Genomic DNA, 26,388 nt, shown 5'->3' with positions numbered 1-26,388 from the left:
TTACGCTTTTTTAGTAACGAACACTTTTATTGGAATATCGTTCACTTCAATTTCGGTGCCATCTGGTAATTCAGGTACTAGTTCAAGTTTGTCTGCCAAAATTTCCGCACAAATATAATTATTAAATTGGGCGATCGATTGATTCAACTCCTGGTGTTCAGTTACTTTTACCAGTATTCGATCAGTGAGTTCAAAACCACTGTCTTTGCGGATTTTCTGGATACGGTTAACTAATTCGCGGGCATTTCCTTCGCTGACCAGTTCTGGGGACACGGTTACATCCAAAGCCACGGTGAGAGCATCTTTATTGGCCACCATCCACCCGGGGATATCTTCACTGGTGATCTCTACTTCATTAGTCTGTAATATTAAGGGTTCGTTGTCAATTTGCAATGAAATTGTACCATCTTTTTCCAATTTGGCTATGTCTTCCTGGGTAAATTCGGCTAATGCTGCTGCCACCGCTTTCATTTTTCCACCCAACTTCTTACCCAATACCGTATAATTTGGCTTTATCTTCTTTTTAATAAACCCGTTATCCTCCGTTAGGTACTCTATCTCCTTGACATTCACCTCACTTTTTATCAGGTCTTCCACCAGTTCTATCTGGTTTTTCATGTGTTTGTTCAACACAGGGATCAACACCTTTTGCAGGGGCTGGCGCACCTTGATATTCACCCTTTTACGCAATGATAATACCAGCGATGAGCTGTCCTGCGCCAACTGCATACGTTCTTCCAGGGAAGCATCCACGGCGGCTGGGTTACTAACGGGGAAATCGGCATGGTGTATCGATTCTACCTTATGCCTGCCGGTTACTGCGTTCAGGTTCTGGAACAAAGCGTCGCTAAAGAAAGGCGAAATAGGCGCCATCAGTTTCAACACCGTTTCCAGGCACTCGTACAGGGTTTGGTAAGCACAGATCTTATCATGTTCGTACTCCCCTTTCCAGAACCGGCGGCGGCACAACCTTACATACCAGTTGCTTAGGTGTTCATCCATAAACTCTTCAATAACGCGACCAGCCTGTGTAGGCTCGTAATCGTCCATGTACTCCGTTACCTTCTTTACAAGGGTGTTCAGGGAAGACAGGATCCAGCGATCGATCTCTGGCCGTTGCTCCAGTGGTATATAGGCTTCTTTAAAAGCAAATCCATCTACATTGGCATACAGCGCAAAGAACTGGTAAGTATTATATAAGGTACCGAAGAATTTACGCTGCACTTCTTTGATCCCTTCCAGGTCGAATTTCATGTTCTCCCACGGCGAGGCATTCGTGATGAGGTACCAGCGGGTGGCATCGGCGCCGTATTGTTCAATGGTTTTAAACGGATCAACCACATTACCGAGGCGCTTACTCATTTTGTTTCCGGTCTTATCCAGCACAAGCCCGTTCGAAACGCAGGTTTGATAAGCAACAGAATCAAATAACAGACCAGCTATAGCGTGCAGGGTATAGAACCAGCCGCGTGTTTGGTCAACTCCTTCGGCAATAAAGGAAGCCGGGAAGTTTTTGCTGAATGGTTCTTTGAAAGGCATGGGGTCGCCGGCTTTCAGTTTTTCATGATCGAGGCCCCATTGCGCATATGGCATGGCACCGCTATCGAACCAAACGTCAATCAGGTCGGGTACGCGTTTCATGGGTTTGCCCGATTCGCTCACCAACACAATCTCATCTACATAAGGTTTATGCAGATCGAGGTCGTTCATAAGGCGGGCATTATTGGTACCCAATGCTTTATCTGCTTTAGCCGCTTCTTCTTTCAATTGAGGAACCGAACCAATACATTTTTCTTCAGCGCCATCTTCGGTTTTCCAGACAGGTAAGGCGGTACCCCAGAACCGGCTGCGGCTCAGGTTCCAGTCAACCATGTTTTCGAGCCAGTTGCCAAAACGGCCTTCACCGGTTGACTTTGGCTTCCAGTTAATGGTTTTGTTCAGGGCCACCAGCCTGTCTTTCAGGGCAGTAGTTTTTATAAACCAGGCATCTAACGGATAGTACAACACCGGTTTATCGGTTCGCCAGCAGTGTGGATAATTATGCTCATATTTTTCAACCTTGAAGGCGCGGTTCTCTTTTTTCAGTTTTACGCTGATGTCAACATTCACATCAACATAATCTTTCTCGTCTTTATAATTCTTTACGTACCGGTTGCTGAACTCGCCCAGTCCTTCCACGAATTTACCGGTACGGTCAACCAGCACCAGTTTTTCCAGTTTACCGTATTTATTTATCCCGCTAAAACCGCCGATATTGTATTTGCTACCAACCCTGAAGTCATCTGCACCAAAATCAGGGGCGGTGTGTACGATACCGGTACCATCTTCGGTAGTAACGAAATCACCGATCAATACCCGGAAAGGTTTGGCATCGGGATTCAGTGCCGTGATAGATTCCATAGAGTTAGCCTCGTAAGGCAGCAGCTGCTCATACTGGCAACCCTCTATTTGAGCACCTTTGAATTCGGTAAGTATTCTCCAGGGCAGCACTTTGTCGCCTTCTTTGTATTCCTCAAAACCGGTGTTTTCGGCTTCTGGTTTAAAGTATTTACCCAGCAGGTCTTTGGCCAGCACCACGTTAACCGGTAAATGTGTATAGGGGTTGAAGGTTTGCACCAGCACATAGTTGATGCGACCTCCTACTGTTAAGCCCAGGTTCGATGGCAGGGTCCAAGGGGTGGTGGTCCAGGCCATGAAGAAAACCTCTTTATTCTGATCTTTGATGGCATCGAACAGAAAAGCTGATTTTTCATCTTTCACTGCCTTGAACATAGCCACGGCGCTGGTATCTTTTACATTTCTATAGCAACCTGGCTGATTCAGTTCGTGCGAACTAAGACCGGTACCAGCCGCAGGAGAATAGGGCTGAATGCTTACGCTTTCGTACAACAATCCCTTTTCATACATCTTGCTCAGCAGGTACCAAAGGGTTTCTATGTAATTGTTCTCGAAGGTGATATAAGGTTCGTTCAGGTCAACCCAATACCCCATTTTCTTGGTGATGTCGTCCCATTTATCTTTGTACCGCATTACGGCCTCGCGGCATTTGCGGTTGTATTCTTCAACAGAGATCTTTTTACCGATGTCTTCTTTGGTGATGCCCAGCTCTTTTTCTACCCCCAGCTCAATTGGCAGGCCATGGGTATCCCAACCGGCTTTGCGGCTTACCTGAAAGCCACGCATGGTTTTATAGCGGCAAACCAGGTCTTTTAAAGTGCGGCTGATAACGTGGTGAATTCCCGGCATTCCGTTGGCGCTGGGCGGACCTTCATAAAACACAAAGGAAGGAGCATCGTTACGCAGCGACACACTTTTCTCAAATGCCTGGTTTTCATTCCATTTAGCTAACATTTCCTGTTCTATAACAGGCAAATTCAATTTCTGAAACTCTCTGTAGTTAACTGCCATATAATTCCGGGTAAATCTGTTTAAACACTGTTGTTTGGAGCTGAAGAAAAATATAGTACATTCCGCAGCCCGAAAAGTGTGCAAAGGTACTGAAAAGTTGGCGGATAGGGTTTAGCAGTTAGCTGTAAGCCAGTGCCTGTACAACAGGGGCTTAGATACCGCAGGCCAGGAAGGGACATACCCCGGACCTGACAGGGATAAACTCCCTATCAGGTCCCTGCCTGGTCCCTGTGAGGTCCCTGTCAGGTCCTTGTGAGGTCCATTGCAATTAGGCACCAAACTGCTTCAAACATCCTGCGCCTCTCCTGTTAACCAATATTTATTTGCAATTGGTAGTCATCCACTATACCCTCGTTGTTTCAACATGTTTTATACGAAGTACAAAACGTGTGTTTTACCACTAATTTTTTTTATCATAATTCTTAAGAAATCGAGCGGTTTTGAGGTTATAGTTATACCGTACCCGGTATAATGAAACTTATTTGGGTATTAGGGAAGTTGTTTGAAGATTTTTAATGAAGCATGTGATTTTATGCTGGGTTTATCCACAAAAATGACGTTTGGCATAATTTATGGAACTATTTAGGAGCTCTTTACAATACCAATAAATGTTGAAAATAATAGCGACTTGAAATGTGTGATTGAGTGATTTTTGGTACGATATTTTCTAAGTATTAAGTCCTTAACACAAACGCTCTTAACAACGATTACTGTTTACCTCATTATATGAAAAACCTTTTCTACGGTTTAGGGTTTAGGGGTTAAAAAGGGGAGTAGTCCTGCTCCCCTTTCCTTTAAAATTCTAAAACTAAGGAAAGGTTTTTCTTTTTATACCTTTTTGTAATCCGCTACCTTCCCGTTTTTAATCTCTGGTTATGCCTGTGGAAAACCATCCAGGCAATTATGCAGTGCCTACGAACGCAGCCCGTTTTCGGGAAGTAAAGACATTTGTAACCCTTTAGTAAAACCTCCGGTTGGAGGTTTTTTTATTGACAACTCACTTTTTCGTTCTGATATTTTTATAGATCTTGATAGCACTCATTAAGACCATTACAAAACCAATAAGTCCCACCAGTCCCCACACCACACTCATGTTTTGTTTTACGGTTGCCAACATTACTATAGCAACCAGAAAGATAGTTGCCACTTCATTCCAGATGCGCAGCTTTTGTGAACTGTATTTGAATACGCCACTCATTTGCTGTTTATAAATAGCATGCAGCGAAAAATGATACGCATATAGACCCAGTACAAAAAGGAGTTTTATCAATAACCAGTCGGGCAGTACGCCCAGTTGCCACCACATTAACGGACCAAATATAAGCGTGAGCACCGCCGATGGCCAGGTAATGCCAAACCAAAGGCGTTTGATCATGATGGTGAAATGTTTGCGCAGAATGCTTTTCTCCGGTTCCTCTTTCTCCCCTGCTTCGGTGTTATACACAAAAAGCCGAACGATATAGAACATACCACTGAACCAGGTTACAATGAAAACGATGTGTAGTGCTTTGATGTAGTTATACATAGGAATAAGTAATCGCTATGGTGCTATGATAAAATATTCAACATTCTATATTTAGTACTCTTTTATCCAACTCGCAATTGCCTTCACCCACATCGGATGCACATTCATACAGGGGATCAGTGTTAACGATTCACCACCAGCCGCAATAAAGGCTTCTCTACCCTGCCCGGCTATTTCTTCCAGGGTTTCCAGGCAATCACTTACAAAAGCCGGACAAGCTATCAGTAATTTCTTTACGCCTTCCGACGGGAATTCCGTCAGTCGTTTTGCGGTATAAGGTTTTAACCATTCATCTCTACCTAAACGTGACTGAAATGCATAGCTGTATTTATTTGCCGGTATCTGCAGCATCTCAACCATTTTCTTTGTAGTGAACAGGCATTGGTGCCGGTAACAATACTTGTGTGCTTCACTGTTTATTTCACAACAATTATCAACCTTTAAGCAGTGGTGTCCCGTTACATCTGTTTTATGTACATGCCGCTCAGGAATACCATGATAGCTGAACACAATATGATCGTATTCCTGCTGTAAGTAGGGTTTTATGCTTTCGGCCAATGAATCGAGGTACAGGGTATTATCATAAAAGGGCGGAATAATAGTTAGCTTGAAAGAATATTTTCCTTTCACATGTGCTTCTTTTGCATATTCCACCGCAGTTTCATAACTGCTCAACGCATAATGGGGATACAAAGGTACCAGCACCACTTCTTCCAGGTCAGGATCTTTTTCCAACAGTTCATCGTAGGCAGTCCAGGGGGCCGGCGTACCATACCGCATAGCCAGCGCCACAGGTTCTGTTACCTGTTGTTGCAAAGCCGCCTGTAATTGCTTGCTCAATACCATTAATGGAGAACCTTCCTTAGTCCAGATAGTAGAATAGGCATGGGCCGATTTTGGCGCCCTGAATGGAACAATGAGGCCTTTTACCAATAATAACCGGCTCAGGTAAGGCATATCGATTACCCGTTCATCCATCAAAAATTCATTCAGATACCGACGAACATCCTTCACTTTGGTCGAATCGGGTGACCCCAGATTCATTAATACTATACCTTTTTTTGTAGTTGTCATAATAATTGGCTGCAAAATTAATCAGGTTAACAACTTAAAAATCAAATTTATTCCGGTGTGGGTAGCCTGCCTACCCCGTCGCCGGCTCTTTTTTACCGGCCGATGACATATCCGTTCACCAGGACGAGGACATTGTCACATTTTTCAAAAAACGAGGGGCTGAAGCGCCAAATTTGCCTTAACGGTCATTTTTAACAGGGTATTGGGCTCATTTTACCGGTGCTGATTTCGTCCGAAATCCGCATCCCGACTGAGAAATTCTGTTCTTTAACATACTGCATGGTTCCAACCAAACAAACGTTCGCAATAACCCACAATTCATTCTGCAAAAACATCAATGAATTTACTCATATGCGCAGATGATGATAATCAGACAGTAAAATGACATTGAAATGACAGACATATTAGGACATTGACGAGTCCGAAAGTATTTTTGCAGTGTCACTTTTCAGAATTCAGTATTCATGCACGGAAACAGTACCAAGGATATCACAAAGTTTTTCATAGCCGGGATCAATTACAAAAAATCCGATGCTGCGATTAGAGGCCAGTTTGCAGTGAGTAATGATCAATACGCTACCCTACTTTCCAAAGCCCCCGAATTTGGTTTGCATGAGTTATTTGTTTTAAGCACCTGTAACCGTACCGAAATTTACGGTTTTGCAGAAAGTGCCGATCAACTGATCAACCTCCTGTGCACCCAAACCGAAGGAAACGCTTCCACTTTTACCCAATTAGCATACATAAAAAAAGGGATGGCCGCCATTGAGCACCTTTTCTCTGTTGCTGCCGGTATCGACTCGCAGATACTGGGTGATTATGAAATTGTAGGGCAGATTAAACAGGCAGTGAAATTCAGCAAAGAACATGGCTTTACCGAAACCTTTATGGAACGTTTGGTAAACTGTGTGCTGCAATCTTCAAAGGCCATTAAGAACCAAACCAACCTCAGCGGTGGCACCGTTTCGGTTTCCTTTGCTGCGGTTCAGTACATCCGCGAAAAAATAACAGACATCTCCAATAAAAAGATCCTGTTACTGGGTGTTGGTAAAATTGGTCGTAATACCTGTAAGAACCTGGTTGATTACCTGAATGCCGACCACATTACCCTTATTAACCGCACCCACGATAAAGCCGCCCAACTGGCAGAAGAGCTGAACCTGCATCACGCTCCGCTGACTGAGCTGGCTGAAAAAATAGAGACCTCCGACATTATACTGGTAGCTACTAATTCGGTAGAACCCACCATAAAGAAATCGCACCTGGAAGGCAAGGGCGAAAAACTGATCATCGACCTGTCGGTTCCTTTCAATGTAGAAGAAAGCGCCCAGGAATTACCCAACGTACACCTGGTGAATGTTGATGAGCTGTCGAAACTGAAAGACGAAACCCTGCAAATGCGGGAAGGTGAAGTACCCAAGGCCATGTCCATCATTCAGGAACACATCGACGAATTCCTGGAATGGTTCGAAATGCGCAAGCATGTACCGGTATTCAAAGCCGTTAAAACGAAATTAAAAGAGATCCAGACCTTTCCATCTTACATACGACTTTCACCCGAATTAACTGCGGTTCAAACTAAAAACGCCGACGAGAAAATACAACGGGTAATAAATGGCATGGCTTCTAAAATGCGCCAGAATAACCAACGTGGCTGTTATTATATAGAAGCTATCAATGAGTTTATTGCGCCGTCGAACTAGGGCAGAAGGCAGAAGGCAAAGGGCAGAGAGCGAATGGCGGTTAATTATTTACCAATTGCCGATTCAGTATTGCCGATTGCCGACTGCTGTTTATTAGCTTTGCAGAAATTTTGAACAAGTACTAGATGAATAAAGTTTTCCGCATTGGCACCAGGGAAAGTCAGCTTGCGGTATGGCAGGCTACTCAAGTCCAAAACCTGCTGTCGCAACGTGGCTTTGCCGCCGAACTCGTATATATTAAAAGCGAAGGTGATATTGACCTTAAGACCCCCTTATACGAAATGGGTGTACAAGGCATTTTTACCCGCAGTCTCGATATTGCCTTGCTTACCGACCGTATAGATATTGCCGTGCATTCCATGAAAGATGTGCCCACGCAATTGCCTGCCGGCATCACTACTGCCGCTGTTTTAAAGAGAGCCTCGTATAAAGACCTGTTAGTTTACAAGGGCGAGTTGCCTGAAATACTTAACGAAGGACGAAACAACGCGAGCCACTCACCACTCACCATCGCAACCAGCAGCATTCGCCGCAAGGCACAATGGTTGAACCGGTACCCGCACCACACCATCGACAACCTGCGCGGTAATGTAAATACCCGCTTAAAGAAACTGGCCGAGAGTCCCTGGAATGGTGCCATCTTCGCTGCAGCCGGCCTGGAAAGAATCGGCCTGCGTCCTGAACAATCTATTGAACTGGACTGGATGTTGCCCGCCCCTGCACAAGGCGCCATAGTAGTGGCCTGCCGCAGCAATGATCAGGTCGCTTTTGATGCCTGTCAACTATTCAACGATGAACACACCGCTATATGTACGGCCATTGAAAGAGATTTCCTTCGTGCGTTACTCGGTGGTTGCTCCACTCCCATCAGCGCACTGGCAACCATTATGAACGACCAGGTTCATTTTGAAGGCAACATTCTGTCGTTAGACGGTAAAGAAAAAGCTACCATCGAAAAAACAATAGCTATCAATAATAGTAACAACCTGGGCAGTATTGCTGCAAAAGAATTGCTGCAGAACGGCGGCCAGGAAATTGCAGACCAGATCCGACATGGCAAATAAGATTTCGATATTAAGCACAAGGCCTTTGGAAAAGGCTTTGCTGGAAGCTGCCAAGGCAAAGGATGTCCAGATCGATATCGTGTCGTTCATTGATACTTCACCGGCACAAACAACCGGTCTTAAAGAGGAGATCGGTAAAATATTAAAACAACCAGCCGCCGTTGTGTTCACCAGCATGAATGCAGTAAACACCGTAGCGGCTTATATAAATGGTAACAGGCCCCACTGGGATATTTTCTGCATCGGGAACACTACCCGGCAGCAGGCTGCCCGGTATTTTGGCGAACAGTCGATACAGTCAGTTGGTAACAACGCTTCAGATCTGGCCGATAAAATGATCGCCAGTAAACAGGTTAAACAGGTGGTATTTTTCTGTGGCGATCAGCGCCGGGAAGAACTGCCCGGCAAACTGCGGCAAAACGGAATAGCGGTTCAGGAAGTGATCGTTTATCATACCATCAGCACGCCTCACAAAGTAGAAAAAGCGTATGATGGTATTTTGTTTTTTAGCCCCAGTGCAGTACAAAGTTTCTTTTACGCCAATGCCGTTCCTGCGTCGACTGTATTATTCGCTATAGGTCAAACAACGGCCGATGCCATAAAATCATTTACCCATAACCTGATCATTGAATCTGAGCGGCCCGGTAAAGATGAACTGGTAAAAAGAATGTTTCAATTTTTTAAAAAGTAACACCACTACATATTATGCTGCAAAACGATTTGTTATTAAGAACACTGAAAGGAGAACAAGTAGAACGTCCCCCCGTATGGATGATGCGCCAGGCCGGCCGGTATTTACCCGAGTACATGGTCTTACGCGAAAAGTATGGCTTCTTTGAACGTTGCCAGACACCCGAACTGGCTTGCGAGATCACCATTCAACCCGTAGATATTATTGGTGTAGATGCAGCTATCCTGTTTTCCGACATCCTGGTAGTGCCACAAGCTATGGGCCTGGAAGTTCAGTTGATAGAAAGTAAAGGCCCCTTGTTACCTGAGCCTATCAAAAATATCAATGACCTGAATCGCGTGCGCGTAGCCGATGTAGATGAGACATTGAATTATGTTTTTGATGCCATCAAACTGATCAAAAAAGAATTGAACGGCCGTGTTCCTTTAATTGGCTTTGCGGGTGCCCCCTGGACGCTGTTGTGTTATATGGTGCAGGGTAAAGGCTCCAAAACATTCGACGAAGCCAAGATCTTCTGTTATACCCAGCCTAAAACCGCACATAAATTATTACAGATGATCACCGACACCACCATTGCCTATCTGAAAGGACAGGTGAAAGCCGGTGTAGATGTAGTTCAGATCTTCGACAGCTGGGGTGGCCTGCTGGGACCTGAAGACTTTGAGAACTTCTCTTTAAAATATATCCGCCAAATCGTTGCTGCACTGAAAGACGAAGTAGCTACCATCATCTTCGCTAAAGGTGCCTGGCACTCGCTGCAGCCAATGGCCGCTACCGGTGCGCATGGCTTAGGTATCGACTGGTGCATTACACCAGCTATGGCCCGTCAACTGGCAGGCCCCAACGTAACCCTGCAGGGGAATTTCGATCCCGCTAAATTGTTATCACCCATACCAGTGATACAAAAAGAAGTAAAGAAAATGCTGACCGAATTTGGCGGTCAACGCCACATTGCCAACCTGGGCCATGGTATTTTACCGAATGTACCGGTTGATCATGCGAGAGCATTTGTTGATGCAGTGAAAGAATATAGACAGGTTGAAAAGTTGACCAGTTAACAAGTTGATAAAGTTGACAGGGTTTCACGATTATTATTGACGATATGAATATTAAAGAGAATTGGATTAATTATATCCACGGGTTGCAGGATAAAATCTGCGCAGCCCTGGAGCAGGAAGATGGCAAAGCGACCTTTAAAGAAGACCAGTGGCAACGTGCCGAAGGCGGTGGTGGTAAAACCCGCGTAATTGCCAATGGGAATGTATTTGAAAAAGGCGGTGTAAACACGTCTGTTGTATTTGGCGAAGTAACCGACGCCATGCGCAACCAGTTAAAGATCGATGGCAAAAGCTGGTTCGCCTGTGGTTTGTCACTGGTATTACACCCGGTGAATCCGTTTGTACCAACCGTTCATTGTAATTATAGAATGTTCGAGGTGTATGGCAATGATCCCTCCCGCTCTATTGGAGAGGGTCGCGGGGAGGCCCTGGCTGCAGCTGATCGTTGGTTTGGCGGCGGCACAGACCTCACTCCTTATTATTTGTTTGAAGAAGATGCCAAACATTTTCACCAAACGTATAAGAATGCCTGTGATGCATTTGACCCCGGTTTTTACCCAGCCTTCAAAAAAGAATGCGATAACTATTTCGTGAACTGGCATCGTAATAAAGAACGCCGGGGTATTGGTGGTATCTTTTATGATCACCAGCGTCCATCGGCCAGGCAGGATGTTGATTTCTGGTTCAACTTTGGTAAAACCTGTGGCGATTCATTTATAACCGCCTATTTACCTATTGTACAGAAAAGAAAACAACTACCTTATACCGAACAACAAAAACACTGGCAGGAGATCCGCCGCGGCCGGTATGTTGAATTCAACCTGGTACATGACCGGGGCACGTTGTTTGGGTTGAAAACAAACGGCAGAACAGAAAGTATCTTAATGAGCCTGCCGCCTACCGTACGCTTTGAATACGACTATAAACCTGAACCCGGGAGCGAAGAAGACAAACTGTGGCAAGCCTGTTTGAACCCGGTTGAATGGGTATAATAAATCTCTAAATCAGAAAATATTAGTTATGTATTTACAACGTCGAAACCGCATATTACGCCAGTCGCCTGCCATCAGAAGTATGGTGGCTGAAACTATTTTAACCCCGAATGATTTTATTGTCCCCCTGTTCATCAACGAGGGCGAAAACTATAAAGAAGAAATTGCTTCCATGCCGGGCTATTACCGCATGAGCCTCGACAACACCGTTAAGGAAGTAAAGGAACTGTGGAACATGGGCATAAAAAGCGTGTTGTTATTTGTTAAAAGCAAAGACGAACTGAAAGACAATAAAGGTACCGAAGCATTAAACCCCAAAGGGTTAATGCAACGCAGCATTAGGGCAGTTAAAGAAGCCTGTCCCGATATGTTGGTGATGACCGATGTAGCCCTTGACCCATTCTCTTCTTTCGGTCATGATGGTATTGTAGAAGGTTCTGACATTGTGAATGATGCCACTGTAGAAGTACTGGCCCAGATGAGCGTAAGTCATGCCCAGGCTGGCGCCGACTTTGTAGCTCCCAGCGATATGATGGATGGTCGCATTGCCGCCATTCGTGAAGCACTGGAAGAACATGGGCTGAACAAAACCGGGATTATGAGCTACAGCGCCAAATACGCTTCCTGCTTTTATGGTCCTTTCCGTGATGCACTCGACAGCGCCCCTGGCTTTGGCGACAAGAAGACCTACCAGATGGATTACAGCAACCGTATTGAAGCGGTTAAAGAAACCCTGATGGATGTAGAAGAAGGCGCCGATATCGTAATGGTAAAACCTGCGCTGGCCTACCTGGATATTATCCGTGAAGTAAAGAATGCTGTGTCTGTACCCGTTAGTGCGTACAATATCAGTGGAGAATATGCCATGATTAAAGCTGCAGCCAAAATGGGCTGGATAGATGAGAACAAAGCCATCCTGGAAACCCTTACCGCTATTAAAAGGGCTGGCGCTGATCTCATTGCTACCTACTTTGCCAAAGATGCCGTTAAACTAATCAGCTAAAGTACTTAACTATGATTGAGAAAAGCATTGCATTATTCAACCGGGCACAACAAAGCATTCCCGGTGGTGTAAACTCACCCGTTCGGGCTTTTAAAAGCGTGGGCGGCACACCGGTGTTCATGAAATCGGCCAAAGGCGCTTATATGTTCGATGCCGATGGTAACCGCTATATCGACTACATCAATTCCTGGGGTCCCATGATCCTCGGCCATGCTTATGAGCCGGTGGTAAAGGCCATCCAGGAATATGCACAATACTCCACCTCGTTTGGTGCCCCTACCGAACTGGAAATTGAAATGGCCGAACTCATCATCAGCATCGCACCCAATGTGGACCTCATTCGCATGGTAAGCAGCGGTACCGAAGCGTGTATGAGCGCCATCAGGCTGGCGAGGGGATATACGGGTCGCAACAAGATCATCAAGTTTGAAGGTTGTTACCATGGTCATGCTGATTCGTTCCTGGTAAAAGCGGGCAGCGGTGTAGCCACGTTCAATATTCAAACCGTACCTGGCGTTACAGCAGGTGTAGCCAACGATACCCTTACCTGTGCGTACAACGATCTGGACGCCGTTAAACAACTGGTAGCCGAACACCACAATGAAATTGCCGCCATCATTATAGAACCCGTTGCCGGTAACATGGGTTGTATTTTACCCCAGGAAGGTTTCCTGGAAGGCCTGCGTGCCATCTGCGATCTGCAGGGTATTGTATTCATCATGGATGAAGTGATGACCGGATTCAGACTGGCACCCGGCGGTGCACAAGAACGCCTGAAAGTAAATGCCGACCTGGTCACTTATGGTAAAGTGATCGGCGGCGGTATGCCAGTAGGCGCCTTTGGTGGTAAAAAAGAGATCATGCAACACATTTCTCCATTGGGCAATGTGTACCAGGCAGGTACGCTAAGCGGTAACCCGCTGGCCATGATCGCCGGATATGTAATGTTGAAAACACTGAAGGAAAACCCCTCCATTTATAAGCACCTGGAAGAATCGACCAATTACCTGCGTAAGGGATTAGATGAAGTGCTGAAAGCAAGTGGCACCCCATATGTGATCAACCAGTTGGGTTCCATGATCAGCATACATTTCAGCGAACACCCTATTACCAATTTCTCCTCGGCAGCTGCTGCCAATAATGAGCTGTTCAAGAAATTCTTCCATGCCATGCTGAAACGCGGCGTGTATTTACCGCCTTCTGCATTTGAAACCTGGTTCCTCTGCAATGCATTAACCAGGGAAGACCTTGACATGACCATTCAAAAAGCAAAAGAAAGCCTGCAGGAGATATTATAAAATAAATGATATCATATTAGCTGCTAAATATTTTAAATTAAGCCGTTGATGGATTAAAACTCCGGATACGGCTTTTTTTATTAATATACATAGTAAACCTCAAAGCTATTTATGCGACCTTTTACTCAACGACTTGCTTCTATCGATGTATTCAGGGCATTGACTATGCTGCTGATGATCTTTGTTAACGATCTGTGGACCCTGAAAGATATTCCACTCTGGTTAGAACACACCCAGGCCAACGAAGACGGCATGGGTTTGGCAGATACGGTTTTCCCTGCTTTTCTTTTTATAGTAGGTCTTTCTATCCCTTTTGCCATTGGCAACCGCTGGGCAAAGGGCGCTTCGCAAAGCAACATCCTTGGTCATATATTCATTCGTTCCTTCGCCTTGCTCGCAATGGGTTTCTTTCATGTGAACCTGGAGAATTATAACAACGCGGCAGCCTTTCTCCCTAAACCAATATGGGAGATCCTCATCACCATCAGCTTCTTTTTTATCTGGCTCGATTATCCATCTACCTTTTCAAAAAGAAAAAAGATAATCTTACAGTGCATTGGTACCGGGTTGCTGGTGTTTTTAGCGGCCGTATATAAAGGCGAAGAAAAAGGACAAACAGTTTGGCTGCACCCACAATGGTGGGGAATATTGGGATTGATTGGCTGGTCGTATTTATTATCGGCCCTTGTATTCCAGTTCTCAAAAGGAAGGCTTTCGATTTTAATTGGCGGATTTCTTTTCTTCACCCTGTTTAACGTCGCCACCAAAGCCGGCTGGCTGCATATGCTGACTTCCATCAGACATTATGTATGGATAACAGGCGATGGTTCTTTACCTGCCCTCACCATGGCCGGTATTCTTACCGCTGTATTGTATTCGTCATTAGCTGAAAAGGGACAATACAACAAATGTTATATGCTTTTCTTATTACTAGGAGCACTTATGTTAGCCGGCGGATTCGCCATCAGACCACTGGGCGGTGGCATTTCAAAAATACATGCTACCCCTTCCTGGATAGCGATCTGTACCGGCATCAGCATATTGGTATTTACCGGATTGATCTGGCTGGTTGACTGCAAAAAGAAACAACACTGGTTTGATATTATAAAACCTGCGGGCAACAGTACGCTTACCGCCTATTTACTTCCCTATATATTTTATCCGTTGGTTCATCTGGTGGGCATCGGTTTACCTGCCTTCTTATTAACCGGTGCAGCGGGTTTAATTAAATCGCTGGTGTTTGCCTTGCTGATCATTTTGCTGACGGGATTATTGTCTAAATGGCGGATACGGTTAAAAATTTGACCTCATCAAACACTAATGTTAATGAGTTCTAAATTATGAAAGCACAAAATGCATATAAAGGTTTTTATATGTATCTTTATGCTTTCATAGGATAAGGTTTAATGGTTAATGGTATTTGATTAGTACAGCCTTCTCGATTTATCGGGAAGGTTTTTTCTTTTTCTACCACACCAGATCATAAAACCGGTAACAGGCAAACTGGCGGCGATCAATGACGCAAAGAAAGCTAATATCTTTCCGGGCAAACCCCATATAGCGCCCACATGAATATCATAGTTCATTCTAAGTAACTTGTCGGCTCCCTTCGCGTCTTTAAAGCGGCCGTATATATGACCAACCGATAATTCCTTTAAACTATACTGATCAAAAAAGCGATAATCTGTTTTCCAGTAAGTATACGCATCTGTGTTCACGGCTACTTCAATGGCCGATTTATCGGTGCCGGGAAAATGCATTTCAATTGTTGCAGCATCCTTGTGCTCCTGTTGCATTTGCCTCCACAATTGATCAACCGGTAAGACTGCTGCCCGGGTTATTTTAGTGGTATCTGACAATGGCTCCTGATAGGTCAATGATTTTTTACCACCTGCTGTTTTATAAATGGCATTGGCCAGTAATTGCCAGCCAAAGATCAAACCGGTTATGGCCATGAAAATAACTACCCACGTCATATAAAAACCCAACACATTGTGCAGATCGTAATTCCTCCGCCGCCAGGCAGCATTCCATTTTAAGGAGAACCGTTGTTTGGCCGCTGCTTTATTTCTTGGCCACCATAAAATGATCCCCGTGATCATCATCACCAAAAAAATGATGGTAGCATAAATGGTAATGCGCTGTCCAACCGTTTCAGGTAACCACAAATAATAATGGCCCAGCAATACGATCCTGAAAAAGTCGCGGTCCATATTCTTTACCTTCAATACGGCACCACTATATGGATTTACAAATAGGGTATAGTAATACTCATTGCCCTGTTCGAAATTATAAAAGGTGGCGATCACTGCTTCGTTGCGGGTTCCATATTGCACACTGTGCAGGTGTTTGCCCGGCAGCTGCTTTTCAGCAATATCTTTTAATTGGGTCGGTTGCAGATAAGGAGTGTTTTGCGGTGCCACATTCCGGTAGGCCTTGCCCGTTAGTTTTGAGATCTCGGCCTGAAATGCATACAAACAGCCGGTTACGGCAATAATAAAAACAACGATCCCCGAGGTAAATCCCAGCCACAAATGAACTTTTCCAATGATCTTTTTAACGGTCATATTATAAAATTGCGCAAACCACGCAGATAGTTGCTACAAATATGCTGTTCCTAAATCGGAGTACCGTTATACTATCGGTAAAATGGTTTACGCAAAAGGGAAAAAGGGGCGGCAAGGAAAATTAGTGCAACAGTAATTCACATGGTTTCAATCCGGTTTGCTTTTTAAAGGCAGTGGAGAAGTGTGAGATAGAAGAATAGCCCAGCATCATAGATACTTCGGTTACGGTTAACCCTTTCTCATATAATAAATACCGTGCATGCTCCATGCGCTGGCTTTGGTAGAAGTCGAAGATGGTAGTGCCGTATAATTCTTTAAACCCTTTTTTCAGATAGCATTCATTGATGGCTACTTTACGGCTCAGTTCTTTAATAGTAATAGGCTCACCAATATGTTGCAGTAAGATCTCCCGGGCTTTCACGATCTTTTCGCGATCGGCTTCATTAGCCAGGAATTTGCACTGGAAGGGTTCAATTTCTTTATCATCACCCAGCATACATTCGAGGCTGTACAACAACAGCATCTGGCTTTGGCCATTGATAAAGATATTCTCCAGGCTATCTGTATAGGAATGTCCTAACAATGCTTCCAGCACCTGACGGGTGCGGCCGCATAAAGGAAGAATTTTTGAGAAAGAAGAAGGATGTACAAATTGCAATACCTCATCGGTAATGGTCTTCAGCTTACCGGGTTTTACAAATTGCGACAGGTGTACAGACAGGAAACGGAAAGTCATAACATCGATGCTTTCTACTCTTTCGGCACAGGCCTTCGAAGTATTCAGTTTACACTGATCGCATTCCACATCTTTCTGATTGCAATACATATTACCCGAAATACAAAAACGAAGCTCCACATAGTTCTCCTGGGGCGCAGCCTTTTTGTAATGATATACCAACACACCGGTATCCTCAATATTCCATTGTGAATGTTTCCGGTATCTTTTAATGGCATACTGAACCGAACCAGGCATCTGTTGCTCTTTTTCCTGCAACAGTTGTAACTGATCGTGCATGATCGGTTGCTTGTAAGCCATTGAAAGTATATCAGGCGGATTATACATATACGGACGCAAATTTACAGGTACAACGTTAAAATTCCCAATGGTTTGTCGGTTGAGGCGTCATGGAAATGTCAGAATACAGCTGTAAGCTCTAAGCCGTAAGCGGTAAGCAAATACAATGATAATCTGCAAACCATGCGTTTACACGATAAGCCGGGAACTAAAACGTACTGAACAATTAAATTGTTCGATCAACAATTTAAATTGATTTATGGCCAATTCAGGAATGCCGACTGCCGATTCAAATTAATCGAAGCTTTGGTTGCTTGAAGAAGACATCTTCAGCAAACGGTCGTACTGTTCGGGTGAAAGGTCGTTGTAGAAGAAGTAAACCGGATCGAGGTGACGGCCATTTTTATGTACTTCATAATGGCAGTGGGGACCGGTTGATTTACCAGTACTGCCTACCCAGCCGATGATTTCACCACGTTTTATTTTATCGCCGGGTTTTACTTTAATGCGGTACATGTGGCCGTACAGGGTTTCATACCCATAGCCATGGTTCAATACTACGTGATTACCATAGCCATTACCCAAATTACCAGCCACTTTTACCGAGCCATTGGCTGTTGCGTAAATGGGTGTACCCTGGGGAGCGGCAAAGTCGAGGCCGGCGTGCATTTTTACAGTTTTATACACGGGGTCAATACGATAACCAAAACCGGAGGCCAGGCGTTTCAGGTCGCTGTTGCTAACCGGCTGAATGGCTGGCGTACAGGCCAATAGCTCCTCTTTGTTCTTGATAAAGCTGGTTATTTCAACATATGATTTTTCCTGGGCGCCCATGCGGTTTTCCAGATTGTGGAGGGAGCGTACAATTGAGTTTTCCAGCTCGTAATTGGTCATGCTGGCCACCATTTCATTTTCTTTCTGCTGGGCCATTTCCTTCGCACGCATACTGTCAGGGATGGGGTTGGCCTCGAAAATGGTGCGGTAAATATCGTTATCCCGTTCTTCCAGCTGGGTCATGCGTTGCTGCATTTTGGCCACCTGCTCGTCCAGCACCCAGTAGCGCTCCTGCAGCTGTTCATTGTACTGCATCAGTCTTTTTTCATTACTGGAGGGGAAGTATTTATAAGCGACGGAAACGATTATTACTGAGGTAACTATAGCTGCCGAAATAAAACCGAACACTCGCAGCAGCTTTACGTGCAGCGGAGTCTCCAGTTTTTCATAACGGAGTGTATTGGTATTATAGTAGTACTTTATTTTCTTCATGGATACAAGCCGATTACCAAGGTTGCTTTTCAGCAAAACAGCCCGAATTAAATTACCTTTGCTGCCGTTGCCACATCGGTAACAGTTACAAATATAAAGGCTTAAGAGTCAATTTTTATCAAAGATCGTTCCGTTTATGATGACCAGCGCAGAAATACGACAGCTTTTCATGGATTTTTTCCGTAATAAGGGACACGAAATTGTACCATCGGCCCCTATTGTGGTAAAGAATGACCCTACCCTGCTTTTTACCAATGCGGGTATGAACCAGTTCAAAGATTACTTCCTCGGAAATAAAAAAGCCCCCTTTCCCCGGGTGGCGGATACCCAGAAATGCCTTCGCGTAAGCGGTAAACACAACGACCTGGAAGAAGTAGGCGTTGATACTTACCACCATACCATGTTTGAAATGCTTGGCAACTGGAGCTTTGGCGACTATTTTAAAAAAGAAGCCATTGCCTGGAGCTGGGAACTGCTCACCGAAGTGTACAAAATACCAAAAGACAGGTTATATGTCACTTATTTTGAGGGGGATGCCTCAGAAAACCTGGCTAAAGACGAAGAAGCATTTAATGAATGGAGCAAATATGTAGCTCCCGAACGCATTTTGCCCGGTAATAAGAAGGACAACTTCTGGGAAATGGGTGATACCGGCCCTTGCGGTCCCTGCTCTGAAATTCACGTTGACTGTCGTACCGACGAAGAAAGAAAACAACAAAGTGGCGCTGAACTGGTAAATAAAGACCATCCCCAGGTGATTGAGATCTGGAACAATGTGTTCATGCAGTTCAACCGCAAAAAAGATGGTTCCCTGGAGTCTCTTCCCGCCAAACACGTGGATACCGGGATGGGCTTTGAACGCCTGGTTCGGGTGTTGCAGGGCAAACAATCCAATTACGATTCTGATGTTTTCACCGGCACACTCGCAGCCATTGAAACGATCACTAAAAAGAAATACGATCCTAACACGCCGGAAACAAGTGCCGACTGGCATAAGGCTGTAGCCTTCCGGGTGCTGGCCGATCATATTCGCGCCATCAGTTTCACAATTGCCGATGGTCAGCTGCCTTCAAATACGGGAGCCGGTTACGTGATCCGCCGTATTTTGCGCCGGGCCGTTCGTTATTATTATACATACCTCGATTATAAACAGCCCTTGCTGCACCAGCTGGTGCCGGTGCTGGCTACCCAGTTTCAAACTGTTTTCCCTGAACTGCAACAGCAACAGGATTTTGTTGCCAAAGTGGTAAAAGAGGAAGAAGAAGCGTTCCTGCGTACCCTGGAAAAAGGGTTGAAGAAGATCGATGAGATCATCGGTTCTACCAAAAACAAAACCATCGACGGTTCAGCCGCATTTGAACTGTACGATACCTATGGCTTTCCGGTTGACTTAACCAAACTTATTGCCCGGGAAAACAATTTAGAGGTAGATGAAGAAGGATTCAAAGCTGAAATGCAACAGCAAAAGGACCGCGCCCGCGCCGCTACTGCTATCAGTGCTGAAGACTGGGTTGTGTTGAATGAAAATGGCAGCACCAGCTTTATCGGTTACGATCATACCCAGGCCGAAGCCAAAGTAGTGAAGTACCGGAAAGTAACCGCCAAGGGTAAAACATCGTTCCAACTGGTGTTGAACACCACTCCTTTCTATGCGGAAAGCGGCGGACAGGTTGGCGATACCGGTACGTTGTTTTTTGAAGGCGAAGAGGTAGCCGTGGTAGATACCAAAAAGGAAAATGACCTTATCATTCACTTTGTGGAGAAACTGCCGATCAATATAACCGGTATTGTTGATGCCCGCATCAATACAACACGCCGGGCCAGAACAGCCGTTCACCACTCCGCCACCCACCTGCTGCACGCAGCTTTGCGTAAAGTACTGGGTACCCATGTGGCGCAAAAAGGCTCCCTCGTAAATGATGAATACCTCCGTTTCGATTTTTCGCATTTCGCCAAAATGACCACCGACGAAATTGCAAAAGTAGAAGCCCTTGTAAATGAAAAGATCCGTGCCAACATACCCGTTGTTATAAAAGAACTGCCCAAGGAAGAGGCCCTGAAACTGGGCGCTATGGCCTTGTTTGGCGAAAAGTATGGTGATGTGGTGCGCGTAGTGATCATGGACCCCGCCTATTCGGTTGAACTGTGCGGTGGTACCCACGTAGGCGCTACCGGCGAACTGGGTCTGTTCAAAATAAAACACGAAACAGCGGTAGCCGCCGGTGTGCGTCGTATTGAAGCCATTAGCGGACTGGCAGCTGAGCAATACGTTAATGAACAATTAACCCAGCTGCACCAGGTGAAAGATGAGCTGAAAAGCCCGGCCGATCTGTTAAAGGCCGTGCAGAACCTGGCAGCTGATAACAGCGACCTGAAGAAAAAGCTGGAACACCTGGAAAACCGGATACTGGTAGGCGTGCGCAATGAATTATTGCATAAAGATGAGATCATCAATGGCGTTACGTTCGTTGGCGATGTTGTAGAAGTAAGCAATGCCGACGCCTTAAAGAAACTGGTTTTTGATATGAAGAACCACCTGAACGATCATGTGGTGGTATTATGCGCTAACATTGGCGGCAAACCCTTTGTTGCCGTTGGTATTGCGGATACGGTAGCAGCGGCCCGTTCGCTCGATGCCGGCAAGATCATTAAAGAGCACATTGCTCCCCTGATCAAAGGCGGCGGCGGTGGACAAAAAACCCTGGCTACAGCCGGCGGACAGGATGCCAGCAATCTGCAACAGGTGATCGATAAAGTCAAAAGCTTGTTGTAAATTAGGGCATGTGTCCTGGTTATACACGGCTATTCCTTATCGCTATCTTATCCTGGAATGTTACTATATGTACAGCCCAGACAGCAAGTATTGATTCTATTATAACGCCTTCGTCCCTGAAAGTCCTGGTGCAAACACTGGCGGCAGACAGCTTTCAGGGACGCCTTACAGGCACGATACAGGCTTCCAAAGCCGCCCTGCTCATCAGCGACGCCTTCAAAAATGCCGGTTCTTTAACTATAGCCGGTACCGATGGCTACATTATTCCGTTCAATGCATCTGATAAAGTAACCGCATTTAATGTGGTAGCCGCCTTACCGGGCCGTTCGAAAGGAAAGGAGTCGGTTATTTTCAGCGCACACTACGATCACATAGGCACCACAGACCAAACTATACTCACCCGGTTACCGGAACGGGGCAAACCCGAAAAAAAAGATAAGATCTATAATGGTGCCAATGACAACGCATCCGGCGTTAGTGCACTCATTCATTTAGCCAGGTATTTTGCCCAATACCCTAACCGGGAACGCACCCTGATTTTCATCGCTTTTTCAGGAGAGGAGGAAGGCCTGTTAGGCTCAAAAAACCTGGCAGAAGCTTTTGACCCCAAAGCGGTGACCGCCATGATCAATATGGATATGGTTGGCCGGCCTTTTTCCAACGATCATAAATATCCATTTATAACTGGCAGTGAGTGGTCAGATCTTCAGCAACTGATGAATAAAAAGCTGTTTGAGCTGGCCCCCCAATATGGCGGAAATTATTTCCATAGCGGCGTCTTTAAAGATGAACACCTTTACGCCCGCTCAGATAATTACCCCTTTTCCCGGCGTGGCATAATCGCTCATACCGTATTGACCACCTCCCCTTACGATATATACTATCATTCCCTAAATGATGAATGGGAAACCCTGGATTACCCTTTTATGGCCGATGTAGTTAAAGCCATTGCCCTTGCGTCTTCGGGGCTGGTAGATGGGTCAGACAAGCCAAAATAACTCCCCCAATCTTAACATTTCCGAAAATTTTCGTATTTCAATTAAATCCCTATATTTGATGTACGAAAGTCGACGTAGTAAATTATAAATACTTAAAAACACTCAATACAATGAGACGATTTCTGATTTCCTGCACCGCCATTGCAGCCGTATCCCTGCTGTGGTGCCAACCACTGGCAGCCCAGGACACAAAAGACAAAGACAAGGATAAGGACAAATCCAAAATGGAGGATAATGAAGAGATCATTATCAAAAGAAAAAGCGATAAAGACACCAAGGTCACCATTGAAATAAAAGGCGACGAAGTAACTGTGAACGGAAAACCGCTGGACGATTTTGATGATGACAACATAGTTATAAAAAAGGGCAGGACTATCATTTATGGGCCCGGCCACTCCCCTTTTACCGGCAGCAGTACCCTTAGTTTTGACAACCATGGCAACTTCTTTAACGACAACAGCGTGTTTTTGGGTGTAGCCACTGATAAAGCAGATAAAGGCGGCGCCGAAATCTCAGCAGTTACTGAGAACAGTGCAGCCGAAAAAGCGGGTTTAAAGGAAAACGACATCATCAAAAAAATAGACGATGAAACTATCAATTCACCCGAAGACCTTACCCGCATTGTTCGCAAACACAAACCTGAGGATAAAATAGAGATCACTTACGACAGAAAAGGTAAAACCGAAAAGACTACTGTTACGCTGGGCAAAAAAAGCCGTAGGATGACGATCACTTCACCCAATGCCCTGACTGTACCAAACTTCAATTTCGACTGGCAGGACCGTGGTGACTTCCCCCGTAATTTCAATTTCAACTATAATAACAAACCCCGTCTGGGCATAAAAGCGCAGGATACAGAGAATGGCAAAGGGGTAAAAGTGCTGGACGTAGACAACGAGTCTGCTGCCGAAAAAGCCGGCATCAAAAAAGACGACGTGATCACCGAGTTTGACGGCAAAAAAGTAGGCACTACAGAAGACCTGTTGACAGCCTCCCGCGAAGCAAGGGAAAAGCCAGCGGTTAAAGTAATGGTAAACCGGAATGGCAAATCGCAATCAATTGAAATAAAAACGCCTAAGAAGCTAAAGACCGCCAATTTATAAGTTTTCAAACATCAGCCCTATATTATAGCCGTTCTGCCCGTTTAGCTGGGCGGAGCGGCTTTTTTATTAAAAATACCATAACCAGAAATGAGGTATTTTTGTCTGATTTTTCACCATTTTAGGCAATTAGAATAATATGTCGACAAATTACGATGCATATGAGGTAGTTGTAGGTCTGGAAGTGCATGCCCAGTTGCTCACTGATAGTAAGTTGTTTTGCGGCGATAGCGCTGCTTTTGGCGGCGACCCCAATACACACATCAGTCCCATTACACTGGCGCACCCCGGCACCTTGCCCAAGTTGAATAAAAAGGCTATTTCCTATGCCGTTAAAATAGGCCTGGCCTGTAATTGCAGCATTACCCGGCATAACTATTTTGCCCGTAAAAATTACTTTTATCCCGACCTTCCCAAAGGCTATCAGCTCACCCAGCATACTACGCCCATTTGTGTGGGTGGCTATGTAACCATCCGTACACAGGATGGGGGAACCAGAGACATTCAGCTCAACCGCATTCACATGGAAGAGGATGCCGGTAAAAGCCTGCACGATGTTGACGCTAAAAACACCTGTGTTGATTACAATCGCGCGGGCGTACCACTCGTAGAAATAGTTACTGAACCTGATATACACAGCGGCGACGAGGCCTATGCCTATCTTACCGAATTGAGAAAACTGTTGCGCTATCTCGAGATCTGCGATGGGAACATGGAAGAAGGCAGCATGCGTTGCGATGCCAACATTTCGGTTCGTAAAAAAGGCGATACGAAACTCGGCACCAAAGTAGAGGTTAAGAACCTCAACTCTATCCGCAACGTAAAACGGGCTATTGAATTTGAAGCAAAACGCCTGATAGATATTACTGAAGCAGGCGAAAAGATCATACAACAAACAAGAAGTTTCGACGCCGGCAATGGCACTACCTTCGCCCTACGCACCAAGGAAGATGCCAACGATTACCGGTATTTTGCCGATCCTGATCTTACGCCGTTTGTGGTAACAGATGCCTTGCTGCAGGAAGTTACCAGTTCTATTCCGGCATTGCCCGAAGAACGTGTAGCACGCTATATTCAGCAATTACAGTTACCCGAATACGATGCCCGCGTAATAACCGATGAAAAAGAGCTGGCTGTTTACTTCGAACAGATCATCGATCATTCTTCCAATTACAAAGCAGCCGCTAACTGGATGCTGGGGCCTGTTAAATCGTGGTTGAATGAAACGGGTGCACCCATTACGGCTTTCCCCGTGCAGCCTGCAACGATCGCCGCACTGATAGCCCTGATAGATAGCAACCAGGTAAACTTTTCTGTGGCTTCTACCAAAATATTTGCCGCCTTGTTAAAAGAACCCGGCAAAGAACCGTTACAAATAGCAAAAGAATTGAACTTGTTGCAGGACTCTGACGAAGGCAATGTAGCTGCCTGGGTGGAAGAGGTGCTGAACAAAATGCCCGATAAAGTGTCAGAATATAAAAAGGGAAAAAAAGGATTGATCGGGTTATTTGTAGGTGAAGTGAAAAAAGTATCAAAAGGCAAAGCCGACCCAAAGCTTACCAACGATATCCTTTTAAAGAAACTGCAATAACTATAAACAAAAACCACATAGATGAAACGATTTTCGAACTGGCTATTGCCGATCATAGTAATGGTTACGGTGTGTGCCTGTGGCGCTAAAGAGAAGGGCACACTAGAGGTAACCGGCAATATTGCCAATCTTGATAAAGTAGCCAAGATGTACCCGCATGCAGTTAAAAATGGAATGGTAACCTTATTTCTGTATGAAGTGCCATTTGGTGGTGACCTGCCACCCGTTCAACTGGATTCAGTGACTGTTTCGGCTGAAAAAAGATCCTACACATTAAAAGGTCAGGCCCCCAATGTAGGCATGTATAACCTGGTAGTGTCCGATGGCCCCATGGTTCCCCTGGTGAATGATGCTCCCAACATTACTGTTGATATCGATATGGCCAATGAAAAATTCTATACCGTGGCCGGCTCTGTAGCCAGCCGGGAGTTACAGGATTTTATTTTCACTTACGATGTTAAAAGTGTAAGTGCCGAGCAAACCATGAACAAACTGGATAGCCTTAAACGCATTGGCGCACCCGATAGCACCCTGCTCAACCTTACCAACCAAAAGAATGCCGCATTAAATGAGTTGAACGAATATATGAAGCGCATGATGGGTGATGTAAGCCAACCCGTAGTGGCAGCCTTTGTATTGGGCCGTTCAGCGAAAACCCTGCCTCAAACCGAGTTTGAAACTGCTCTCAACAACTTAACGCAAAAGTACAATGGCGATTCAAACCTGGCAGAAATGAAAAAGCGTTACAACGCTTACAAAGAGCAGGTTGAAAAAATAAGAGCGCAGCAGGAACAACAAAATGCCTGGGTTGGAAAGAAAGCACCTGAATTGACCTTACCCGATGTAAATGGCAAAAAGGTTTCCATTTCAAACTTCAAAGGAAAGTATCTGCTGGTTGATTTCTGGGCAAGCTGGTGTCAACCCTGCCGGGCTGAAAACCCAAATGTAGTGGCTGCGTTCAATAAATACAAAGACAAGAACTTCACCATCCTGGGCGTATCGCTCGATAAAAAGAAAGAAAACTGGTTGCAGGCGATTCAAGAAGATCAGTTAAAATGGACACATGTGAGCGACCTCGCATTCTGGGACAGCAAAGCGGTAACTGTCTTTGGTTTCACCGGCATCCCTTATAATGTATTGATCGATCCGGAAGGCAATGTGATTGGTGAGGGTTTACGCGGCGAAGAGCTCGAAAATAAATTACACGAAATATTTCTGAAATAACTTTCATAGTGCTTTAAGTTGTATAAAGCAAAACGTCC

19 protein-coding genes are annotated in these 26,388 nt (G+C 45.1%); 13 read left to right on the top strand and 6 right to left on the bottom strand.

Annotated elements, in window-relative coordinates; genetic code table 11:
* From ileS to hemH, 3 genes are all read right to left on the bottom strand, one after another.
* Window positions 1-3,408, bottom strand: a complete 3,408-nt coding sequence (ileS, locus tag BMX95_RS05945; RefSeq protein ID WP_081201067.1) for an isoleucine--tRNA ligase — start codon at window positions 3,406-3,408, stop codon at window positions 1-3.
* A gap of 997 nt (window positions 3,409-4,405) precedes the next feature.
* A complete protein-coding gene (locus tag BMX95_RS05940; protein ID WP_081201066.1) occupies window positions 4,406-4,933 on the bottom strand; it encodes a CopD family protein in 528 nt (175 codons plus the stop codon).
* A gap of 51 nt (window positions 4,934-4,984) precedes the next feature.
* A complete protein-coding gene (gene hemH, locus BMX95_RS05935; RefSeq protein ID WP_081201065.1) occupies window positions 4,985-6,007 on the bottom strand; it encodes a ferrochelatase in 1,023 nt (340 codons plus the stop codon).
* Between the two features lie 464 nt (window positions 6,008-6,471).
* Here hemH and hemA point away from each other — a divergent pair, with 464 nt between their 5' ends.
* From hemA to BMX95_RS05895, 8 genes are all read left to right on the top strand, one after another.
* The gene (gene hemA / locus BMX95_RS05930; RefSeq protein WP_081201064.1) at window positions 6,472-7,710 is read left to right on the top strand and encodes a glutamyl-tRNA reductase; all 1,239 of its coding nucleotides are present in this window, start codon (window positions 6,472-6,474) and stop codon (window positions 7,708-7,710) included.
* 125 nt (window positions 7,711-7,835) lie between these two features.
* Window positions 7,836-8,774: a hydroxymethylbilane synthase gene (gene hemC / locus BMX95_RS05925; protein WP_081201063.1), complete on the top strand. Its 939-nt coding sequence runs from the start codon at window positions 7,836-7,838 to the stop codon at window positions 8,772-8,774.
* A gap of 25 nt (window positions 8,775-8,799) precedes the next feature.
* Window positions 8,800-9,465 carry a uroporphyrinogen-III synthase gene (locus BMX95_RS05920; protein ID WP_177193679.1) on the top strand — a complete coding sequence of 222 codons (666 nt, stop codon included), beginning with the start codon at window positions 8,800-8,802 and terminating at the stop codon, window positions 9,463-9,465.
* Window positions 9,466-9,479: 14 nt separating this feature from the next.
* Window positions 9,480-10,523: a uroporphyrinogen decarboxylase gene (gene hemE / locus BMX95_RS05915; RefSeq protein WP_081201061.1), complete on the top strand. Its 1,044-nt coding sequence runs from the start codon at window positions 9,480-9,482 to the stop codon at window positions 10,521-10,523.
* 44 nt (window positions 10,524-10,567) lie between these two features.
* Window positions 10,568-11,515, top strand: a complete 948-nt coding sequence (hemF, locus tag BMX95_RS05910; protein ID WP_081201060.1) for an oxygen-dependent coproporphyrinogen oxidase — start codon at window positions 10,568-10,570, stop codon at window positions 11,513-11,515.
* Between the two features lie 28 nt (window positions 11,516-11,543).
* Window positions 11,544-12,518 (top strand): porphobilinogen synthase, encoded by a 975-nt coding sequence (gene hemB / locus BMX95_RS05905; RefSeq protein WP_081201059.1) that lies wholly within the window; start codon window positions 11,544-11,546, stop codon window positions 12,516-12,518.
* Window positions 12,519-12,529: 11 nt separating this feature from the next.
* A complete protein-coding gene (gene hemL, locus BMX95_RS05900; protein ID WP_081201058.1) occupies window positions 12,530-13,816 on the top strand; it encodes a glutamate-1-semialdehyde 2,1-aminomutase in 1,287 nt (428 codons plus the stop codon).
* A gap of 111 nt (window positions 13,817-13,927) precedes the next feature.
* Complete coding sequence (locus BMX95_RS05895; RefSeq protein WP_081201057.1) at window positions 13,928-15,121, top strand: heparan-alpha-glucosaminide N-acetyltransferase domain-containing protein; 1,194 nt, start codon at window positions 13,928-13,930, stop codon at window positions 15,119-15,121.
* A gap of 119 nt (window positions 15,122-15,240) precedes the next feature.
* Here BMX95_RS05895 and BMX95_RS05890 read toward each other — a convergent pair whose 3' ends face one another.
* The 3 genes from BMX95_RS05890 to BMX95_RS05880 form a co-directional block, all read right to left on the bottom strand.
* Window positions 15,241-16,383, bottom strand: a complete 1,143-nt coding sequence (locus tag BMX95_RS05890) for a PepSY-associated TM helix domain-containing protein (protein ID WP_081201056.1) — start codon at window positions 16,381-16,383, stop codon at window positions 15,241-15,243.
* Between the two features lie 121 nt (window positions 16,384-16,504).
* Window positions 16,505-17,446 (bottom strand): helix-turn-helix domain-containing protein, encoded by a 942-nt coding sequence (locus BMX95_RS05885; protein WP_081201055.1) that lies wholly within the window; start codon window positions 17,444-17,446, stop codon window positions 16,505-16,507.
* 246 nt (window positions 17,447-17,692) lie between these two features.
* Window positions 17,693-18,664, bottom strand: a complete 972-nt coding sequence (locus BMX95_RS05880) for a M23 family metallopeptidase (RefSeq protein ID WP_242673142.1) — start codon at window positions 18,662-18,664, stop codon at window positions 17,693-17,695.
* A 136-nt stretch (window positions 18,665-18,800) separates the two neighbouring features.
* Between BMX95_RS05880 and alaS the strand changes: the two genes are divergently transcribed.
* The 5 genes from alaS (at window position 18,801) to BMX95_RS05855 (ending at window position 26,350) form a co-directional block, all read left to right on the top strand.
* Window positions 18,801-21,437, top strand: coding sequence for an alanine--tRNA ligase (gene alaS / locus BMX95_RS05875; RefSeq protein ID WP_081201053.1), 2,637 nt, complete (start codon window positions 18,801-18,803; stop codon window positions 21,435-21,437).
* A gap of 8 nt (window positions 21,438-21,445) precedes the next feature.
* Window positions 21,446-22,435 carry a M20/M25/M40 family metallo-hydrolase gene (locus tag BMX95_RS05870; protein WP_081201052.1) on the top strand — a complete coding sequence of 330 codons (990 nt, stop codon included), beginning with the start codon at window positions 21,446-21,448 and terminating at the stop codon, window positions 22,433-22,435.
* A 110-nt stretch (window positions 22,436-22,545) separates the two neighbouring features.
* Window positions 22,546-23,538 carry a PDZ domain-containing protein gene (locus BMX95_RS05865; RefSeq protein WP_081201051.1) on the top strand — a complete coding sequence of 331 codons (993 nt, stop codon included), beginning with the start codon at window positions 22,546-22,548 and terminating at the stop codon, window positions 23,536-23,538.
* Between the two features lie 136 nt (window positions 23,539-23,674).
* Window positions 23,675-25,126, top strand: coding sequence for an Asp-tRNA(Asn)/Glu-tRNA(Gln) amidotransferase subunit GatB (gene gatB / locus BMX95_RS05860; protein ID WP_081201050.1), 1,452 nt, complete (start codon window positions 23,675-23,677; stop codon window positions 25,124-25,126).
* A gap of 21 nt (window positions 25,127-25,147) precedes the next feature.
* Window positions 25,148-26,350 (top strand): TlpA family protein disulfide reductase, encoded by a 1,203-nt coding sequence (locus tag BMX95_RS05855; protein ID WP_081201049.1) that lies wholly within the window; start codon window positions 25,148-25,150, stop codon window positions 26,348-26,350.
* The last annotated feature ends 38 nt before the right edge of the window (window positions 26,351-26,388 follow it).

Origin of the sequence: Niastella yeongjuensis, from assembly GCF_900110245.1 — a bacterium.
Taxonomy (GTDB): domain Bacteria; phylum Bacteroidota; class Bacteroidia; order Chitinophagales; family Chitinophagaceae; genus Niastella; species Niastella yeongjuensis.
Note: the sequence above shows the minus strand (reverse complement) of the source record. Positions and strands in the feature narration are given on the sequence as shown.

Excerpts from the sequence above, each read along its gene's own strand:
- BMX95_RS05940 (WP_081201066.1), bottom strand. The coding sequence starts at position 4,933 with ATGTATAACTACATCAAAGCACTACACATCGTTTTCATTGTAACCTGG.
- hemL (WP_081201058.1), top strand. The coding sequence starts at position 12,530 with ATGATTGAGAAAAGCATTGCATTATTCAACCGGGCACAACAAAGCATT.
- hemH (WP_081201065.1), bottom strand. The coding sequence starts at position 6,007 with ATGACAACTACAAAAAAAGGTATAGTATTAATGAATCTGGGGTCACCC.
- BMX95_RS05885 (WP_081201055.1), bottom strand. The coding sequence starts at position 17,446 with ATGTATAATCCGCCTGATATACTTTCAATGGCTTACAAGCAACCGATC.
- gatB (WP_081201050.1), top strand. The coding sequence starts at position 23,675 with ATGTCGACAAATTACGATGCATATGAGGTAGTTGTAGGTCTGGAAGTG.
- alaS (WP_081201053.1), top strand. The coding sequence starts at position 18,801 with ATGATGACCAGCGCAGAAATACGACAGCTTTTCATGGATTTTTTCCGT.
- ileS (WP_081201067.1), bottom strand. The coding sequence starts at position 3,408 with ATGGCAGTTAACTACAGAGAGTTTCAGAAATTGAATTTGCCTGTTATA.
- hemE (WP_081201061.1), top strand. The coding sequence starts at position 9,480 with ATGCTGCAAAACGATTTGTTATTAAGAACACTGAAAGGAGAACAAGTA.
- BMX95_RS05855 (WP_081201049.1), top strand. The coding sequence starts at position 25,148 with ATGAAACGATTTTCGAACTGGCTATTGCCGATCATAGTAATGGTTACG.
- BMX95_RS05880 (WP_242673142.1), bottom strand. The coding sequence starts at position 18,664 with ATGAAGAAAATAAAGTACTACTATAATACCAATACACTCCGTTATGAA.
- hemB (WP_081201059.1), top strand. The coding sequence starts at position 11,544 with ATGTATTTACAACGTCGAAACCGCATATTACGCCAGTCGCCTGCCATC.
- BMX95_RS05870 (WP_081201052.1), top strand. The coding sequence starts at position 21,446 with ATGTGTCCTGGTTATACACGGCTATTCCTTATCGCTATCTTATCCTGG.
- BMX95_RS05865 (WP_081201051.1), top strand. The coding sequence starts at position 22,546 with ATGAGACGATTTCTGATTTCCTGCACCGCCATTGCAGCCGTATCCCTG.
- hemA (WP_081201064.1), top strand. The coding sequence starts at position 6,472 with ATGCACGGAAACAGTACCAAGGATATCACAAAGTTTTTCATAGCCGGG.
- hemF (WP_081201060.1), top strand. The coding sequence starts at position 10,568 with ATGAATATTAAAGAGAATTGGATTAATTATATCCACGGGTTGCAGGAT.
- BMX95_RS05890 (WP_081201056.1), bottom strand. The coding sequence starts at position 16,383 with ATGACCGTTAAAAAGATCATTGGAAAAGTTCATTTGTGGCTGGGATTT.
- BMX95_RS05895 (WP_081201057.1), top strand. The coding sequence starts at position 13,928 with ATGCGACCTTTTACTCAACGACTTGCTTCTATCGATGTATTCAGGGCA.
- hemC (WP_081201063.1), top strand. The coding sequence starts at position 7,836 with ATGAATAAAGTTTTCCGCATTGGCACCAGGGAAAGTCAGCTTGCGGTA.